Origin of the sequence: Cellulomonas alba (assembly GCF_030362835.1) — a bacterium.
Lineage (GTDB): Bacteria > Actinomycetota > Actinomycetes > Actinomycetales > Cellulomonadaceae > Cellulomonas > Cellulomonas alba.
In genome coordinates, this window is sequence record NZ_JAUCGQ010000002.1 from 410,821 (window position 1) to 427,194 (window position 16,374).

13 protein-coding genes and 1 pseudogene are annotated in these 16,374 nt (G+C 73.8%); 11 read left to right on the plus strand and 3 right to left on the minus strand.

Translation table 11 applies throughout. The features are described from left to right. Window positions 1-89 precede the first annotated feature (89 nt). From hflX to QRT04_RS14610, 3 genes are all read left to right on the plus strand, one after another. Window positions 90-1,610 carry a GTPase HflX gene (hflX, locus tag QRT04_RS14600; RefSeq protein ID WP_289456246.1) on the plus strand — a complete coding sequence of 507 codons (1,521 nt, stop codon included), beginning with the start codon at window positions 90-92 and terminating at the stop codon, window positions 1,608-1,610. Between the two features lie 64 nt (window positions 1,611-1,674). Beyond that, entirely contained in the window at window positions 1,675-3,843 is a 2,169-nt protein-coding gene (locus QRT04_RS14605) for an ATP-dependent DNA helicase (protein ID WP_289456247.1), read from the plus strand. 34 nt (window positions 3,844-3,877) lie between these two features. Beyond that, window positions 3,878-4,882, plus strand: a complete 1,005-nt coding sequence (locus tag QRT04_RS14610; protein ID WP_289456248.1) for an L-lactate dehydrogenase — start codon at window positions 3,878-3,880, stop codon at window positions 4,880-4,882. Window positions 4,883-4,957: 75 nt separating this feature from the next. Here QRT04_RS14610 and lexA read toward each other — a convergent pair whose 3' ends face one another. Beyond that, window positions 4,958-5,659 (minus strand): transcriptional repressor LexA, encoded by a 702-nt coding sequence (gene lexA, locus QRT04_RS14615; protein ID WP_289456377.1) that lies wholly within the window; start codon window positions 5,657-5,659, stop codon window positions 4,958-4,960. Between the two features lie 321 nt (window positions 5,660-5,980). Between lexA and QRT04_RS14620 the strand changes: the two genes are divergently transcribed. The 3 genes and pseudogenes from QRT04_RS14620 to QRT04_RS14630 all read left to right on the plus strand — a co-directional run bounded on the left by QRT04_RS14620 (window position 5,981) and on the right by QRT04_RS14630 (window position 7,528). After that, on the plus strand, window positions 5,981-6,394 hold the full coding sequence (locus tag QRT04_RS14620; protein WP_289456249.1) for a LysM peptidoglycan-binding domain-containing protein: 414 nt from the start codon (window positions 5,981-5,983) through the stop codon (window positions 6,392-6,394). Between the two features lie 116 nt (window positions 6,395-6,510). Continuing rightward, a pseudogene (gene nrdR, locus QRT04_RS14625) lies at window positions 6,511-6,987 on the plus strand (transcriptional regulator NrdR); the annotation flags it as partial. Between the two features lie 343 nt (window positions 6,988-7,330). Continuing rightward, window positions 7,331-7,528: a DUF5302 domain-containing protein gene (locus QRT04_RS14630; RefSeq protein ID WP_289456250.1), complete on the plus strand. Its 198-nt coding sequence runs from the start codon at window positions 7,331-7,333 to the stop codon at window positions 7,526-7,528. A gap of 168 nt (window positions 7,529-7,696) precedes the next feature. On the opposite strand, the gene serA is transcribed toward QRT04_RS14630, so the two are convergent. Together serA and QRT04_RS14640 are read right to left on the minus strand one after the other, a co-directional pair. After that, entirely contained in the window at window positions 7,697-8,896 is a 1,200-nt protein-coding gene (gene serA, locus QRT04_RS14635) for a phosphoglycerate dehydrogenase (RefSeq protein WP_289456252.1), read from the minus strand. A gap of 123 nt (window positions 8,897-9,019) precedes the next feature. Beyond that, window positions 9,020-11,248, minus strand: coding sequence for a HelD family protein (locus tag QRT04_RS14640; protein ID WP_289456253.1), 2,229 nt, complete (start codon window positions 11,246-11,248; stop codon window positions 9,020-9,022). A gap of 240 nt (window positions 11,249-11,488) precedes the next feature. Here QRT04_RS14640 and QRT04_RS14645 point away from each other — a divergent pair, with 240 nt between their 5' ends. From QRT04_RS14645 to QRT04_RS14665, 5 genes are all read left to right on the plus strand, one after another. Then, on the plus strand, window positions 11,489-12,727 hold the full coding sequence (locus QRT04_RS14645) for a PP2C family protein-serine/threonine phosphatase (protein ID WP_407653641.1): 1,239 nt from the start codon (window positions 11,489-11,491) through the stop codon (window positions 12,725-12,727). Further along, window positions 12,724-14,289, plus strand: a complete 1,566-nt coding sequence (locus QRT04_RS14650; protein WP_289456254.1) for a sensor histidine kinase — start codon at window positions 12,724-12,726, stop codon at window positions 14,287-14,289. Before QRT04_RS14645 ends, QRT04_RS14650 begins: the two co-directional genes overlap by 4 nt. 35 nt (window positions 14,290-14,324) lie before the next feature. Further along, the gene (locus tag QRT04_RS14655; protein WP_289456255.1) at window positions 14,325-14,765 is read left to right on the plus strand and encodes a response regulator; all 441 of its coding nucleotides are present in this window, start codon (window positions 14,325-14,327) and stop codon (window positions 14,763-14,765) included. An 87-nt stretch (window positions 14,766-14,852) separates the two neighbouring features. After that, entirely contained in the window at window positions 14,853-15,785 is a 933-nt protein-coding gene (locus tag QRT04_RS14660) for a PAC2 family protein (protein WP_289456256.1), read from the plus strand. Between the two features lie 259 nt (window positions 15,786-16,044). Further along, entirely contained in the window at window positions 16,045-16,248 is a 204-nt protein-coding gene (locus QRT04_RS14665) for a cold-shock protein (RefSeq protein ID WP_289456257.1), read from the plus strand. Window positions 16,249-16,374 lie beyond the last annotated feature (126 nt).

Here is a 16,374-nt window from a genome sequence, read left to right on the forward strand (position 1 = left end):
GAGGCTACCGCTCGGCCCGCAGCGAAACCCGTCGCTCGGGCCGCACAGGCGTGCGACCCTGGTGGGGTACCCGACAGCGAAGGACCCGTGTGAACGACCCGCAGCCCACCACCCGCGAGACGCAGGCGTTGCCCGCGCGCACTCCGCAGGAGGTGGCCGACGACGTGGTCGCCCGGGTCCTGGCCCGGGCCGGCACCGCGCTCCAGGCGGGCGGCACGGTCCACTCCACGTACGACGGCGACCAGCTCGACCTCGAGGAGCGCAGCTCGCTGCGTCGCATCGCCGGCCTGTCGACCGAGCTCGAGGACGTCACCGAGGTCGAGTACCGCCAGCTGCGCCTCGAGCGCGTCGTGCTCGTCGGCCTCTGGAGCGGCGGCTCGATCGAGGAGGCCGAGATCTCGTTGCGCGAGCTCGCGGCGCTCGCCGAGACCGCCGGCTCGCAGGTGCTCGACGGTCTGCTCCAGCGCCGCCGCACGCCGGACCCCGGCACCTACCTCGGCTCGGGCAAGGCGGCCGAGCTCGCGGGCGTGGTCACGGCGGTCGGCGCCGACACCGTGGTCGTCGACGGCGAGCTCGCGCCCTCGCAGCGCCGCGCGCTGGAGGACATCGTGCGCGTCAAGGTGGTCGACCGGACCGCGCTCATCCTCGACATCTTCGCCCAGCACGCCAAGTCGCGAGAGGGCAAGGCGCAGGTCGAGCTCGCGCAGCTCGAGTACCTGCTGCCGCGCCTGCGCGGCTGGGGCGAGTCGATGTCCCGGCAGGCCGGTGGCCAGGTCGGCGGCGCGGGCGCCGGCATGGGCTCGCGTGGTCCGGGCGAGACGAAGATCGAGCTCGACCGCCGTCGCATCCGCAACCGCATGGCCAAGCTGCGGCGCGAGATCGCGGCGATGGAGCCCGCCCGGCTGACGAAGCGCGCGTCCCGCAAGAAGCACGCGATCCCGTCGGTCGCGATCGCCGGGTACACGAACGCGGGGAAGTCGTCGCTGCTCAACCGGCTGACGAACGCGGGCGTGCTCGTCGAGAACGCGCTGTTCGCGACCCTCGACCCGACCGTGCGCCGCGCCGAGACGCACGACGGCCGCGTGTACACGCTCGCCGACACGGTCGGCTTCGTCCGTGCGCTGCCGCACCAGCTCGTCGAGGCCTTCCGGTCGACGCTCGAGGAGGTCGCGGACGCCGACCTCATCCTGCACGTCGTCGACGTCTCGCACCCCGACCCCGAGGGGCAGCTCGCGGCCGTGCGCCACGTGTTCGCCGACATCCCCGGCGCGATGGACGTGCCCGAGATCGTCGTGCTGAACAAGGCGGATCTCGCGTCGCCCGAGGCGATCGCCCGGCTGCGCTCGCGCGAGGCCGGCTCTGTCGTCGTGTCGACGCACACGGGCGAGGGCATCGATCACCTCAAGGCCGTCATCGCCGACCAGCTGCCGCGGCCCGGGGTCATCGTCGACGTCGTGGTCCCGTACCACCGCGGCGACCTGGTCAGCCGCGTGCACGAGCACGGCGACATCGACCACCAGGAGCACACGCCCGACGGCACGGCCCTGCGTGCGCGCGTCGACGAGGCGCTCGCGGCCGAGCTCGAGGCCGCCGCCGTCCGCCCCGCCTGACGCGTCCCGCTCCGTCGCCCGGACGGGCGGCCGGGGCGTCGGTCGGCGCCGTTAGGCTGTCGCGGTGCCAGCCGAGGACGACCCTGACGACTCCGTCGACAACCTGCTCGACGTCGCGGTCGCGGCCCTCGGCGGGGCTCGGCGCGACGGTCAGCACGCGATGGCGGTCGCCGTCGCGGAGACGCTCGACGCGGGCACGCACCTGCTCGTCCAGGCCGGCACGGGCACCGGCAAGTCGCTCGGCTACCTCGTCCCCGCAGCGCGCCACGCGGTGCTCGCCGACGAGCGCGTGGTCGTGTCCACGGCGACGCTCGCGCTGCAGCGCCAGGTCGTGACGCGCGACCTGCCGCTCGTCGCCGACGCGCTCGCCCCGCACCTGCCGCGGCGGCCGGAGATCGCGCTGCTCAAGGGCTGGCACAACTACCTGTGCCTGCACAAGGTCGAGGGCGGGTACCCCGACGACGAGCCCGGGACGCTGTTCGACCTGGGGGAGCGTGACGCGGGCGACCATCCGCGCCCCGATGCCGGTCCGCGTGACGGCGGCGAGAGCCTCGGCGCGCAGGTCGTGCGCCTGCGCGAGTGGGCCGACGAGACCGCCACGGGCGACCGCGACGACCTCGTGCCGGGGGTGAGCGACCGCGCCTGGCGCCAGGTCTCGGTGACGGCGCTCGAGTGCCTGGGCCAGCGCTGCCCGAAGCTCGACGAGTGCTTCCCCGACCGAGCCCGTGGGCGGGCGCGCGAGGCGGACGTGGTCGTGACGAACCACGCGATGCTCGGCATCGCGGCCTCCGGGTCGCCCAACGTGCTGCCCGAGCACCAGGTGCTCGTCGTCGACGAGGCGCACGAGCTCACCGACCGCGTCACCGCGCAGGCGACCTCCGAGCTCTCGCTCGCGACGATCGAGCACGCCGCGCGCCTCGCGCGGCGCCACGGCGGCGTCCCGACCACCGACCTCGACGCGGCGGGGCAGGCGCTCGCGGCGGTCCTGGTCGAGCTGCCCGAGGGTCGCTTCCCCGCGGGGCTTCCCGAGCCGGCGAGGCTCGCGGTGGCGGCGGTGCGCGACGCGACGCGCACCCTGATGAGCGTCGTCAAGCCCGAGCCCGGCGCGAAGGCCGACGCCGGCATGGCGGGCACCAAGATGGCGCAGGCGACGCTGCTCGCGCTGTTCGAGGTCGCCGAGCGGATGGCCGCCGACCCGGAGGACAACCGGTACACGGTGCTCTGGTGCGCGCGTGGAGAGGACCGCCGCGGTGGTTCGCTGACACGCCTGCACGCGGCGCCGCTGGCGGTCGGTGGCCTGATCCGGGGCCAGCTGCTCGCGGGGCGCTCGACCGTGCTCACGTCCGCGACGCTCGAGCTGGGCGGTTCGTTCGACCCGCTCGCGCGGGCCGTGGGGCTCGAGGCGCGAGCCGACGCCGAGCCTGTGGGTCCCGAGCGCCTCGTCGGTGGGGAGGCGGCCGCCGCGGAGCGCGAGGCCGGCTCACCCGGCAGTGCCGGCGCGACCGCCCGCCAGGAGCCGTCCGCCCGTGAGCCGGACGGGTCCGCGCTCGCATCGGGGCGTCTGCCGTGGCGGGGCCTCGACGTGGGCAGCCCGTTCGACTACGGGAAGCAGGGCATCCTCTACCTCGCGCGACGGCTGCCGCCGCCCGGTCGAGAGCCCGCGACCGACGCGCAGCTCGACGAGATCGCCGCGCTCGTCGAGGCGGCGGGCGGCCGGACCCTCGGCCTGTTCTCGTCACGACGCGCGGCGATCACCGCGGCCGCCGCGATGCGCGAGCGACTCGACGTCCCCGTGCTCCTGCAGGGCGACGACCAGCTGCCGACCCTCGTGCAGCAGTTCGCCGCCGACGAGCGGACGTGCCTGTTCGGCACGCTCTCGCTCTGGCAGGGCGTCGACGTGCCGGGCCCCGCGTGCCGGCTCGTCGTCATCGACCGCATCCCGTTCCCGCGGCCGGACGACCCGGTTCGGTCCGCGCGCTCCGACGCGGTCGCGCGCGCGGGGGGCAACGGGTTCATGGCGGTGTCCGCGACGCACGCCGCGCTGCTGCTCGCGCAGGGCGCCGGACGGCTCATCCGTAGCGGCACTGACCGCGGCGTCGTCGCCGTGCTGGACCCGCGGCTCGCGACCGCGCGGTACGGCGAGTTCCTGGTCCGATCGCTGCCACCCTTCTGGCAGACGACCGACCGCGGCGTCGCCGAGCAGGCGCTGCGGCGGCTCGCCGCGGACGGATAGCCTGCAAGGACGTTCGCCCGACCTGGGAGCACCGATGACCGAGAACCTCGACACCGACGACGACCTCGACCTCGCACCGGCCACGCCGACCCGCCGGACCTCGAAGCTCGCGATCGTCGGCGCGGGGGCCGTGGGCTCGACGATGGCGTACGCGGCCCTCATGCGCGGGGCAGCGCGATCCGTCGCGCTGTTCGACATCAACACCGCCAAGGTCGAGGCCGAGGTGCTCGACCTCGGGCACGGGATCCAGTTCATGCCGATGGCGGAGATCGTCGGCTCCGACGACATCTCCGTGTGCGCGGACGCCGACGTCGTGGTCTTCACCGCGGGCGCCAAGCAGAAGCCCGGGCAGACTCGCCTCGACCTCGCGGGGGCGACGATCTCGCTCGTCTCGAAGGTGCTGCCGTCCGTCGTCCAGGTCGCGCCGAACGCGACGTACGTCATGGTGACGAACCCCGTCGACGTCGTGACGTACGCGGCGCTGAAGATCTCGGGCCTCCCGTCGAACCAGCTGTTCGGCTCCGGCACGGTGCTCGACTCCTCGCGGCTGCGCTACCTGATCGCGCAGCGCACCGGGGTCGCCGTGCAGAACGTGCACGCGTACGTCGCGGGCGAGCACGGCGACAGCGAGCTCCCGCTGTGGAGCTCGGCGTCGATCGGCGGCGTGCCGCTCCTCGAGTGGGGTGGCATCGGCGTCCGAGGGCCGCTGACGTCGGAGGTGCGCGACGAGATCGCGCACGAGGTCGTCGAGTCGGCGTACCGGATCATCGCCGGCAAGGGCGCGACGAACTACGCGATCGCGCTGGCCGGCTCGCGCATCATCGAGGCGATCCTCAAGGACGAGGACCGGGTGCTGCCGGTGTCGTCGCTGCTCAACGACTACCACGGCATCAGCGACGTCTGCCTGTCGGTGCCGACGTTGGTCGGCCGGCGGGGCGTCACCGACCAGCTCGAGGTGCCGATGTCGGTTGACGAGCTCGCCGGCATGCGGAAATCGGCCGACGCCGTCCGCGCGGTCGCGCGTCAGTTCGGCTACTGACGCTCGACGTCCGCGTGCTCGCGCAGCCGCCGGCGCTCGCGCCAGGGCGCGGCCCGACCCCCGGCGGAGGAGGGCTCAGAGGCTGCGGAGGACGCTCACCACGCGGCCCAGGACGACCGCGTCGTCACCGGGGATCGGCGGGTACGCCGCGTTGTGCGGCAGCAGCCACACGTGGCCGTCGGCGCGCTTGAGCGTCTTGACCGTGGCCTCGCCGTCGATCATCGCCGCGACGATCTCGCCGTTCTCGGCGACCGGCTGTCGCCGGACGACCACCCAGTCGCCGTCGCAGATGGCCGCGTCGATCATCGAGTCGCCCTGGACCTTGAGCAGGAAGAGCTCGCCGTCGCCGACCAGCTGGCGCGGCAGCGGGAAGACGTCCTCGACGACCTGCTCGGCGAGGATCGGACCGCCCGCGGCGATCCGTCCGACCACGGGCACGTACGAGGGCGCCGGCAGCTGCTCGTCGTCGCCGACGGGCGCCACGGTCGCGGCCGACGGCGCGAGCGGACGCGCCGTCCGGGAGTCGTCGGGGTGCACGACCTCGATCGCGCGGGGGCGGTTGGGGTCGCGGCGGAGGTAGCCCTTGCGCTCGAGCGCCACGAGCTGGTGCTTGACGCTCGACGGGCTCGTCAGGCCGACCGCCTCGCCGATCTCGCGCATGCTCGGCGGGTAGCCCCGGCTCTCGACGGACTCCCGGATCGTGTCGAGCACGCGGCGCTGGCGAACCGTCAGACCGCGCTCCGGGCGCGCGCCCGGGAGCGTGTGGACCGTCGCCATGCCCTCGTCAGCCGTCGTGTCGCGTGCGTCGCCCACTGCGTGCTCCTCGTGTCGTCCGTCTCGTTCGGTGCCCGTCGCGCTGCGTGCCGTCCGGTGGCCGCAGTGCTGGTCGGACGCCGATGTCAGTGCCTCGTGGTGCGCTTCGTCCTGCAACCGACAGCGTAGGGGCGCAGCGGGGACAGATCAAACATCTGTTCGACGTTTCTCTGGACGCGTGTCGGAGCCCGGTGCTAGAACTAGCACAGGCGTACGACGAACAGGCGTTCGAACCGGCGGCCCCGATGGGCGGCGGCAGGACGCCGAGACGAGAGGACGAGTGACATGAGCGCGATGGTCCTGAGCCCCGCACCGCGGACGACGGCCCTCACCCCGGCGCGGACGCAGCGGCGTGCGGCGGCGGATGCGCGAGTCGTCCCGACGGCGGGTGGCCGCGAGCCGCGCCCGGCGGCGCTGCGCCTCACGCTCCGCGGTCGTCTCGTCCTTCTCCTGCTGGCTCTCGCCCTCGGGGTCGGCGCCGTCCTGTTCGCGTCCCAGGCGAGTGCCGATGGCACGGTCTCGGCTCAGGAGGTGCAGCGCCACGTCGTCGCGCCGGGCGAGACCCTGTGGCGGATCGCCGCGGGCATCACCCCGCCGGGGCACGACGTCCGCGACACCGTCGACCGCCTCGTGCGGCTCAACCACCTTCCGAGCGCAGGTCTGATGGCCGGCCAGATCATCGTGGTGCCCGTCGGCTGACGGCGCGCGGGGCGTCGGGGGCGATCGTCCTTGCACGTGGTCGGACGGTGGCCTAGCGTCGGTTGGTCGTCCAGCGGTGCATGGTGCGCCGCCCGCCACGTTCGAAGGAGCGCGCGGTGCACTGTCCGTTCTGCCGTCACCCGGACTCCCGAGTCGTCGACTCGCGCACGTCCGACGACGGATCGTCCATCCGCCGCAGGCGCCAGTGCCCGAACTGCAACCGGCGCTTCACCACCGTCGAGACCGCCAGCCTCTCGGTGGTCAAGCGTTCGGGCGCGACCGAGCCGTTCAGCCGCGAGAAGATCGTCAACGGCGTGCGCAAGGCGTGTCAGGGGCGGCCGGTCAGCGAGGACGACCTGGCGATCCTCGCTCAGCGCGTCGAGGAGACGCTGAGATCGTCCGGTTCGGCGGAGATCGACGCCTATGAGATCGGGCTGGCGATCCTCGGTCCGCTGCGCGATCTTGACGAGGTCGCCTACCTGCGCTTCGCGAGCGTCTACCAAGCCTTCGAGTCGCTCGAGGACTTCGAGGCCGCGATCACCGTGCTCCGCGCCGAGCGCGGCCAGGAGGACGAGGACGGCGACGCCGGGGAGGGTGCGCCCGGCGCCGGTGACGGCGTCCCCCGCGACGACGACGCGTCCGGGGGGAGTGACAGCTCGAGGCTGGCAGCTGGCACGGGTGATGCGGCAGACGGCGGCGCGCAGGCGCCGCCCGGTGCCGGTGCGGGGCCGGGCGCGACGCGATCGTCAGAACCGAGCGAGGAGCGCACGACGGTCGGTTGAGCCGTCCGAGGGGCCGCGACCGTCGCCGGTGGCGGGCGCTGCGATCGAGTGAGTAGCAGGCCCGGCGGCGGCGTCGGGAAGGGTGCCGTGTGGCACGCAGCAGGCGGGTCCGCCAGTCTGGCGGGACGACCCGGTGACGACGACAGGAGGACCCATGGCCGAGCAGCAGGATGCTGCGGCGTCGACCGCCCCGAGCGAGGACGCCAAGGCGAAGTTCCGCGAGGCGCTCGAGCGCAAGAAGGGCGCGAGCCACCGCTCGGCGGACGGCTCGACGAACACCGGCCACGTGCACGGGTCGGAGACGACGGGACCCGCCCAGCGGCGCTTCCAGCGGAAGTCGGGCTCGTCCTGACACCGCACGGGCGGTGAAGTGCGCCGACCGCGACGGCCGGGCATCCCGACCCCGCGGGGGAGTGAGCGCCGACCCGACGAGTGGGCGATCGCGCACCACTCGATGACGCACGAAGGCGGCCCCGCAACGAGCGGGGCCGCCTTCGTCGTACGACAGGTGGAGCGGCGCCTAGGAGAGCAGGCGCAGACGGACCGACTCGGGCCGCGACCGGAGCGCCGCGATCGCCGCCTCGTCGACCGGCGACCCGGCGTCGGTGACGACGTACCCGATCTCGCCGCGCGTCGCGAGCAGCTGGCCCTCGATGTTCACGCCGTGCTCGGCGAGCGTCGCGTTGACCGCGGCCAGCACCCCCGGCACGTTGCGGTGCAGGTAGGCGACGCGGTGCACGCCAGGCGTCGTGTCGAGCGCGAGGTTCGGCAGGTTCACGCTGAGCGTGGTCGAGCCGGTGGCGAAGTAGTCGCGCACCTTGTTCGACACGAAGATGCCGATCGCCTCCTGCGCCTCCTCGGTCGAGCCGCCGGTGTGCGGCGTGAGGATGACGTTCGGCAGGCCGCGCAGCTCCGACTCGAACGGGTCGCCCTTGCGCTTCGGCTCGACCGGGAAGACGTCGATCGCGGCACCGGACAGGTGGCCGGACACGATCGCGTCACGCACCGAGGCGGGGTCGACCACGAACCCGCGCGAGAGGTTCAGCAGGATCGCGCCCGGCTTCATGCGCGCGATCTGCTTGGCGCCGAACAGTCCGGCGTTGCCCGCGCGGCCGTCCACGTGCAGCGTGACGACGTCCGCCGTCTCGAGCAGCTCGTCGAGCGTGTCCATGCGGCGCGCGTTGCCGAGCGCGAGCTTCTCGGCGGTGTCGTAGAACACGACGCGCATGCCGAGGTTCTCGGCGAGCACCGAGAGCTGGGTGCCGATGTTGCCGTAGCCGATGATGCCCAGCGTCCGGCCGCGCACCTCGTGCGCACCCGTCGCCGACTTGTTCCAGATGCCGTCGTGCATCTCGGCGTTGAACACGGTCAGGCGTCGCGTCAGCGAGATGATGTCGGCGATCGCGACCTCGACGACGGACCGCGTGTTCGAGAACGGCGCGTTGAACGTCGCGATGCCGCGGTGCGCGGCGCCGGCGAGGTCGATCTGGTTGGTCCCGATGCAGTACGCGCCGACAGAGACGAGGTCGGGCGCGTTCTCGAGCACCGTCTGCGTCACCTGGGTCTTGGACCGGATGCCGAGCAGGTGCACGCCCTCGAGCGCCTCGATCAGCTCGGACTCGTCGAGCGCCCCGGTGCGGGTCGTCACGTCGAACCCGGCCGCCTCGAGGATCGAGCGGGCCTGGGGATGGAGGTTCTCGAGCAGAAGGGCCTTGGGCACGTCCCTATGGTGCGCCCCACGGCAAGCGACTTGTCGGGAGGTCCGTCCTACGGACAGCCGTCTCGGTGTGCGAGGGCCGCGGATCGCGCGGGATCACGCCGAAGCCGAGCGCCGGGACCGCCATCAGGCGGCCCACCCGTCCGGCAGCGGCGCGGCGTGCAGCACGTGCAGCGCGTGCGTCGGACGCGTCATCGCGACGTAGAGGTCGCCCGCTCCGCCGGCCAGCACGTCGGCCGGCTCGAGCAGGACGACGGCGTCGAACTCGAGGCCCTTCGCCTCGTCGGGCGCGAGGAGCACCAGGGACGCGTCGAGGTCGACGACCCCGGTACCGGCGCGCGCGGCGACGAGCCCGTCCTCGCGCAGCGCGGCGTCGATCGCGTCGAGCGACGCCCGCACCGCGATCACCGCGACGCGCCCCGCACCGGACTCGTCGCGGACCTCGTCCACGGCCTTCGAGGCGCGCCGCACGGCCGCGGCGACCACCGCGTCCGCGGGGACACGCTCGGTGACGAGCGCGTCCGGCACGTCGCGCGCGGACGTCAGCGGGCTGACGGGCAGCCCTGCCGCGACCGCGACACGGCGCGCGGTCTCGGCCACCGTCGCGGGCGTCCGGTAGTTGACGGTCAGCTCCGCGAGGCGCCATGACGAGCGGAGCAGCGGGTCGAGCTGCGCGCGCCAGCTGCGCGCACCGGCGGACGCCGTCGTCTGCGCGACGTCGCCGACGATCGTGAGCGACCGCGTCGGGACGCGCCGGAGCAGTGCGCGCCACGCCATGGGGGAGAGCTCCTGGGCCTCGTCGACCACCACGTGCCCGTAGGTCCACGTGCGGTCCGACGCGGCGCGCTCGGCGGTCGTCAGGGTGGGGCCGGTGCCCGCGAAGCGGTCGGCGAGCATCTCGGCCGAGACGTACGGCGCGCTGCCCGTCTGCTGGAGCACCTGCCGCGCGTACTCGAGCTCGCTCGCGCGGCGGTCGGCGTCGGCCTTGGCCTGGGCACGCTGGGCCTGGTCGTCCTCGCCGAGCAGCTCGGCCGCCTCGTCGAGCAGCGGGACGTCGGCGGGGGTGAACGGCGCGTCGGGGTCACGCCGGAGCAGCTCGCGCTCGCGCGGCGTCAGGTCGGGCGCCGCCGCCTCGAGGCGCCACGGCTTCGCGTAGAGGTCGGCGAGCAGCTTCTGCGGCGTCAGCGGCATCCACGCGAGGTTCAGCGCGACGCGGATGTCGCGGTGCGAGCGCAGGTCCTCGACGATCTCGCCGCGCTCGTCGGGCGGCACGTCGAACGCGAGCTGGCGCACGTACTGCTCCGCGAGCCGGCCGAGCATGTCGCGCACGAACGCGACGCGCGCCAGGTTGTGCGGCCGGTGGTTGCGGCGCGCGCGGGCGATCGCGGACGCGACGTCGCCGGGGCGGACCACGACCGTGCGACCGTCGACACGCACCCGGACCGGCTCGGCCGGCACGCGCTCGCGCTGGCGCACCGCGCGGGCGATCAGGTCGGCCCAGAGCGCGCGGCCCTTGATCTCGGCGACCTCGTCCGGCTCGCTCCCGATCGCCTCGACGCCGGGCACGAGCTCCGCGACGGTCGAGGTCACGACCCCGGTCTCGCCGAGGGAGGGCAGCACCTGGTCGATGTACCGCAGGAAGGTGCGTGACGGGCCGACGAGCAGCACGCCCGAGCGCTCGAGCGTGCGGCGGTGCGCGTACAGCAGGTAGGCGGCGCGGTGCAGCGCCACGGCGGTCTTCCCGGTGCCGGGACCGCCCTGGACGACGAGGGCCCCGCCGAGCTCGGACCGGATGATCGCGTCCTGCTCCGCCTGGATGGTCGCGACGATGTCGCCCATGCGACCCGTGCGGCCCTCGGCGAGCGTGGCGAGCAGAGCGCCCTCGCCGGTCAGCATGCCGACGTCGGTCGCCGAGTCCAGGTCCAGGAGCTCGTCCTCGACGCCGGTCACGGTGCGGCCGCGCGTCACGACGTGGCGGCGACGCACGACGTCGTCGGGGTGGGCCGCGGTCGCCCGGTAGAACGCCTGCGCGGCCGGCGCGCGCCAGTCGGTGAGCAGCGACGTGCGCTCCTCGTCCGTCAGCCCGAGCCGGCCGATGTACCGCCGCGAGCCGTCGGTCAGGTCGAGCCGCCCGAACACGAGCCGCTCCTCCACCGCCTCGAGCTGCGCGACGCGGTTCTCGTACAACGTGGCGAACGCGTCGCGCTCGCTGCGGTTCTGGGGCGACCCGCTGGGGCCCTGACGCCGGACGTCCGCCAGCCGCGACCGGGTCTCCGCCCGCAGGTCGTCGAGCCGGCCGTAGAGCCGGTCCACGACGTGCTGCTCGTCGGCCAGCTCCGCGTCGATGCCTGTCACCTGCGCGTTCTCCCGTCCGACGACGTCTGGTGCCGAGCGCTCGGGCCCTCCGTGGCGGGCGCCTGCGCAGTGCACGGCACCCGCCCGGCGTGCCGAGCGGCCGTCCATTATCCGCCTCCGGCGGGGCGCCGGCACACGTCCGTCCGAGTGGCTGACAGCCGCCGGGCGGCCGTGAGCGCCTGTCGCACCTACGCTTCGGTAGCGCGCGTCCCCCCTCCGCCGCGCAGGACGAAGGAGCTCGTGACTCACGCCACCGCCCCAGGGCACGCCTCGGCGCCCGGTCGACGGGACCCCCTGCGTGACGACGCCATCCGGCTGCTGCTCGTCGAGGACGACGACGGTGACGCGCTGCTCGTGCGCGAGCACCTCGAGGACGCCGGGCTGACGGTGGACCTCGACTGGGTGCGCACGCTCGACGAGGCGGTCGCGCGGCTCGACGTCGACTGCGTCCTGCTCGACCTCGGCCTGCCGGACGCGGTCGGCCTGCCGGCGCTCGAGCGGCTCCTCGCCGCCGGCGCACCCGCCGTCGTCGTCCTCACGGGGCTCGCCGGCACGGAGGTGGGCCTACGCGCTCTCGCCGCCGGCGCGCAGGACTACCTGGTCAAGGGCGAGGTCGACGGGGAGACGCTCGGCCGCTCGGTCCGCTACGCGATCCAGCGCCGCCGCCTGGACCTCACGGACCGTGAGCTGTACCGCAGCCTCGTGCGCGCGGAGGAGACGAACCGCCTCGAGCGTGCCCTGCTGCCGAAGCCGATGGTCTCCGACGCGGGCCTGGACGTGCGCGTCGGCTACCGCGCCGGGCGCGACGGCCTGCTGGGCGGCGACTTCTACGACGTGGTCGAACGGCCCGACGGCACCGTCCTCGCGCTCGTCGGGGACGTCTGCGGCCACGGGCCGGACGAGGCGGCGCTCGGTGCGACGCTGCGCACCGCGTGGCGCACGCTCGTGATCGCGGGGACGCCCGCGGGCGAGATCTTCGGGCTGCTCGAGCGGGTCCTCGCGTCCGAGCGGCACCGCCCGGAGGTGTTCACGACGGCGGCGATGCTCGCCGTGGCGCCCGACCGCGAGTCCGCCGACCTCTACCTCGCGGGTCACCCCGTGCCGTTCCTGCTCGACCCGAGCGCCGAGCTGCTGCCGACCGGCCACCGCGGCCGCGCACTCGGGATCCCGGTCACGGGCGGGTGGGAGCCGGCGAGGCTGCACCTCGGGCCGCGCTGGCGCGTCCTGCTCTACACGGACGGCCTGCTCGAGGCGACGATCGGCGACGGACGGGAGCGGCTCGGCAAGGCCGGCCTGTGCGCGGTGGTCGACGAGGTGCAGCGAGCCACGGAGCCGGCCGTGACGACGTCGTCCGACGACCAGGCGGCCGCCCAGGACGGGACGGACCTCGTGCACCGCGTGCTGGCGCGCGTACGCGAGATCCACGGCGGCGATCTCGTCGACGACGCGGCCGTCGTGCTCGTGGGGTGGGGCGGATGAGCCTCGCGCCGACCTCGACGCGCGGCGCCGCCACCCTGCGGCGTCGCCTGCGCTCGCTCCTCGTGGCGTGTGCCGTGGTGCTGGGCCTGATCCTGGTGCTCACCGCGGCCGTGTTCGCGCGGCTCGTCGACCGGCAGACGGCCGTGACCGACACGTACTTCGGCGCGATCACGACGGCGAACGACGTCTACCTCCAGCTCGTCGACGCGGAGACCGGCGTGCGTGGCTACGCGCTCACGGGCGACGACGTCACGCTCGAGCCGTGGAACCGCTCGGTCGCGTCCAGGACGTCGTTCGCCTCGGTCGCGGACGAGCTCGCCAAGGTCAGCGGTGACGCGAGCCTCGGCCAGGTCGCACGCGCGGCCGACACCGCGGCGCAACGGTGGCAGGACGAGTTCGCGCGCCCTCTCATCGCGCAGGTGGCCTCCCAGGGCCGTCAGTCGGTGACGACCGACCAGGTCGAGGGCGGCAAGAAGCTGTTCGACGACGCGCGCGCGGCGGCGAACGCGTACCTCGCCCAGCTCGACGACGCGCGGGACGCGGCGAAGTCGGAGCTCCACCTGTGGACGCGCGTGGCCTCGGCGATCGTCGCGGTCCTCGTGCTGGCGGCCCTCGCGGTGGGCGTGGTCCTGTGGGTCGCGCTGAAGCGGTGGGTCCTCGAGCCGCTCGACCGACTCGCCCTCGACGCGCAGCAGGTCGCGGACGGCGACCTCGCGCACCCCGTGGTGCCGACCGGGCCCGGCGAGATCCGCGCGCTCGGCACGGACGTGGAGCGCATGCGCGGCACGCTGCACGCGCAGGTCCGGCTCGTCGAGGCGTCGCGGGCCGAGATCGAGGCCGCGCACGACCGCCTCGCGGACCAGGCGGAGGAGCTGCGTCGGTCGAACCGCGACCTCGAGCAGTTCGCGTACGTCGCGTCGCACGACCTCCAGGAGCCGCTGCGGAAGGTCGCGAGCTTCACGCAGCTCCTCGCCAAGCGGTACGGCGACGAGCTCGACGAGCGCGGTCAGCAGTACGTCGCGTTCGCGGTCGACGGCGCGAAGCGCATGCAGCGCCTGATCCAGGACCTGCTCGGCTTCTCCCGCGTGGGCCGGGTGGGCGGCGAGGTCACGGACGTCGACCTCGAGCAGTCGCTCGCGCACGCGCTCGACAACCTCGAGGAGTCGATCACCGAGGCGGGTGCCGTCGTCACCCACGACCCGCTGCCCACGGTGCGCGGCGAGGCGGCGCTGCTCGACCAGCTGTTCCAGAACCTCGTCGGCAACGCCGTGAAGTTCCGGGACCCGACGCGTGCCCCTCGCGTCCATCTGAGCGCGCGGCGGGTGGCAGACTCCTGGGAGCTCGAGTGTCGGGACAACGGCATCGGTATCGACCCGCAGTACGCGGAACGCGTCTTCGTGATCTTCCAGCGGCTGCACCCCAAGGACGTGTACGACGGCACCGGCATCGGACTGGCGCTCTGCAAGAAGATCATCGAGTTCCACGGCGGCCGGATCTGGATCGCCGACGACACCGTCGAGGGCACCAGCATCCGCTGGACCCTGCCCGCCGAGGACGACTGACGCCGCCCGCAAGGGCCCGGACACGGAGGCCACCAGTGCCGAACGACCGCAAGATCATCGACGTGCTGCTCGTCGAGGACGACCCGGGCGACGTGCTCATGACGCGCGAGGCGTTCGAGGACAACAAGCTGAACAACCGGCTCGCGGTCGTGCCCGACGGCGTCACCGCGATGGAGTTCCTCCGCAAGGAGGGCGAGTTCGTCGACGCACCGACCCCGGACCTCATCCTGCTCGACCTCAACCTGCCGCGCATGGACGGCCGCGAGGTGCTCGCCGCTCTCAAGGCCGACGCCGACCTGCGCTCGATCCCGGTGGTCGTGCTCACGACCTCGGAGGCCGAGGAGGACGTGGTGCGCAGCTACGCGCTGCACGCCAACGCCTACGTGACGAAGCCCGTCGACTTCGACGCGTTCATCAACGTGGTGCGGCAGATCGACGACTTCTTCGTCGAGGTCGTCCGGCTGCCCGCGCGCTGAGGCCGGGAAGAGCGGGCGCTGCCGCCGCGTTGCAGGACGCAGAGGGGCCCGTGCGGGCCGAGGCGACGACGAGGGGTCGGACGATCGATGCTCAACCCGAGCGACATCTACGAGGTCGACGAGCAGACCGCTGCGCAGCTCGCCGAGCGGACGGCTGAGGGCCGCGGCCCGGTGCTCGTCCACGCGGTGCGCGGCTTCGTCGACGCGGGCAACGCGGGCCAGCTCGCCGCGGGCCACCTGCTCGAGGAGCTCCCCGCGGCGCGGCTCGCGACGTTCGACGCCGACCAGCTGCTCGACTACCGCTCGCGTCGGCCCACGATGACGTTCGACCGCACCGGCTGGACCGAGTACGGCGACCCCGAGCTCGCGGTGGACCTCGTCGAGGACGCCACGGGGCTGCCGTTCCTGCTGCTGCACGGCGTCGAGCCGGACGTGCAGTGGGAGCGGTACGTCGCCGCGGTGCGCCAGATCGTCGAGCGGTTCGACGTGCCGCTGACGGTCGGGCTGCACGGCATCCCGATGGGCGTGCCGCACACGCGGCCGATCTCGGTGACGGCCTCCGCGACGCGGCCCGAGCTGGTGGCGGACCACCCGTCATGGTTCGGCACGGTCCAGGTCCCGGCGAGCGCGAGCGCGCTCCTCGAGCTGCGGCTGGGGCAGTCCGGCCACGACGCGGCGTCGTTCGCGGTGCACGTGCCGCACTACCTGGCGCAGTCGGCGTTCCCGCAGGCGGCGGTCGCGGGGCTCGCCAACGTCGAGCGGCTGACGGGCCTCGACCTGCGGGTCGCGGCGCTCGGCTCCGCCGCGGACGACGCGCTCGAGGAGATCGAGCGCCAGGTCGCGGGCTCGACCGAGGTCGCCGCCGTGGTGCACGCGCTCGAGGAGCAGTACGACGCGTTCTCGCGGAACATCGGGCGCACCAGCCTGCTCGCGAGCGCGACGGAGCTGCCGACCGCGGACGAGCTGGGCGCGGAGTTCGAGCGGTTCCTGGCCGAGCAGACGGACGACGGCGACTCCTGACCGCGACCGTCGCGTGACGTGACCTTTACCGGATCGTTGTCCGGACACGGCCTCCGCCGTGCGCGAAAGCGTGGCGCGCCCCACAGCCACGTGCGAGGATGCCGTCGTTGCAGTGACGTACTCGCTTGACCGGGGCCGCTTCCGCGGTACCCGCCAGCCGTCCCGGCTGGGCCGCCCGGTGCAGGACGTGAGGCATTGCGGCACGGTGCGAGCACAGTGCTCGACGCCGTCACCGGATGGAACAGAAGGAAACAGGGACATGGCACAGGGTGCTGTCAAGTGGTTCAACGCCGAGAAGGGCTATGGCTTCATCGCCCAGGACGGCGGCGGCGCGGACGTCTTCGTGCACTACTCCGCGATCGACTCGCAGGGCTACCGGAGCCTCGAGGAGGGCCAGCGCGTCGAGTTCGAGATCACGCAGGGCCAGAAGGGCCCGCAGGCGGAGCACGTCCGCCCGCTCTGATCGTCTGACGATCTGCCCGCAGGGCCGCACCCCGACCAGGGGTGCGGCCCTGCTGCTTCGTGGCCGCGCCCCGAGCAGGGGTGCGGCCTCACCGCTTCGGGCGTGCGGCTCCGCTACGCGCGCGGC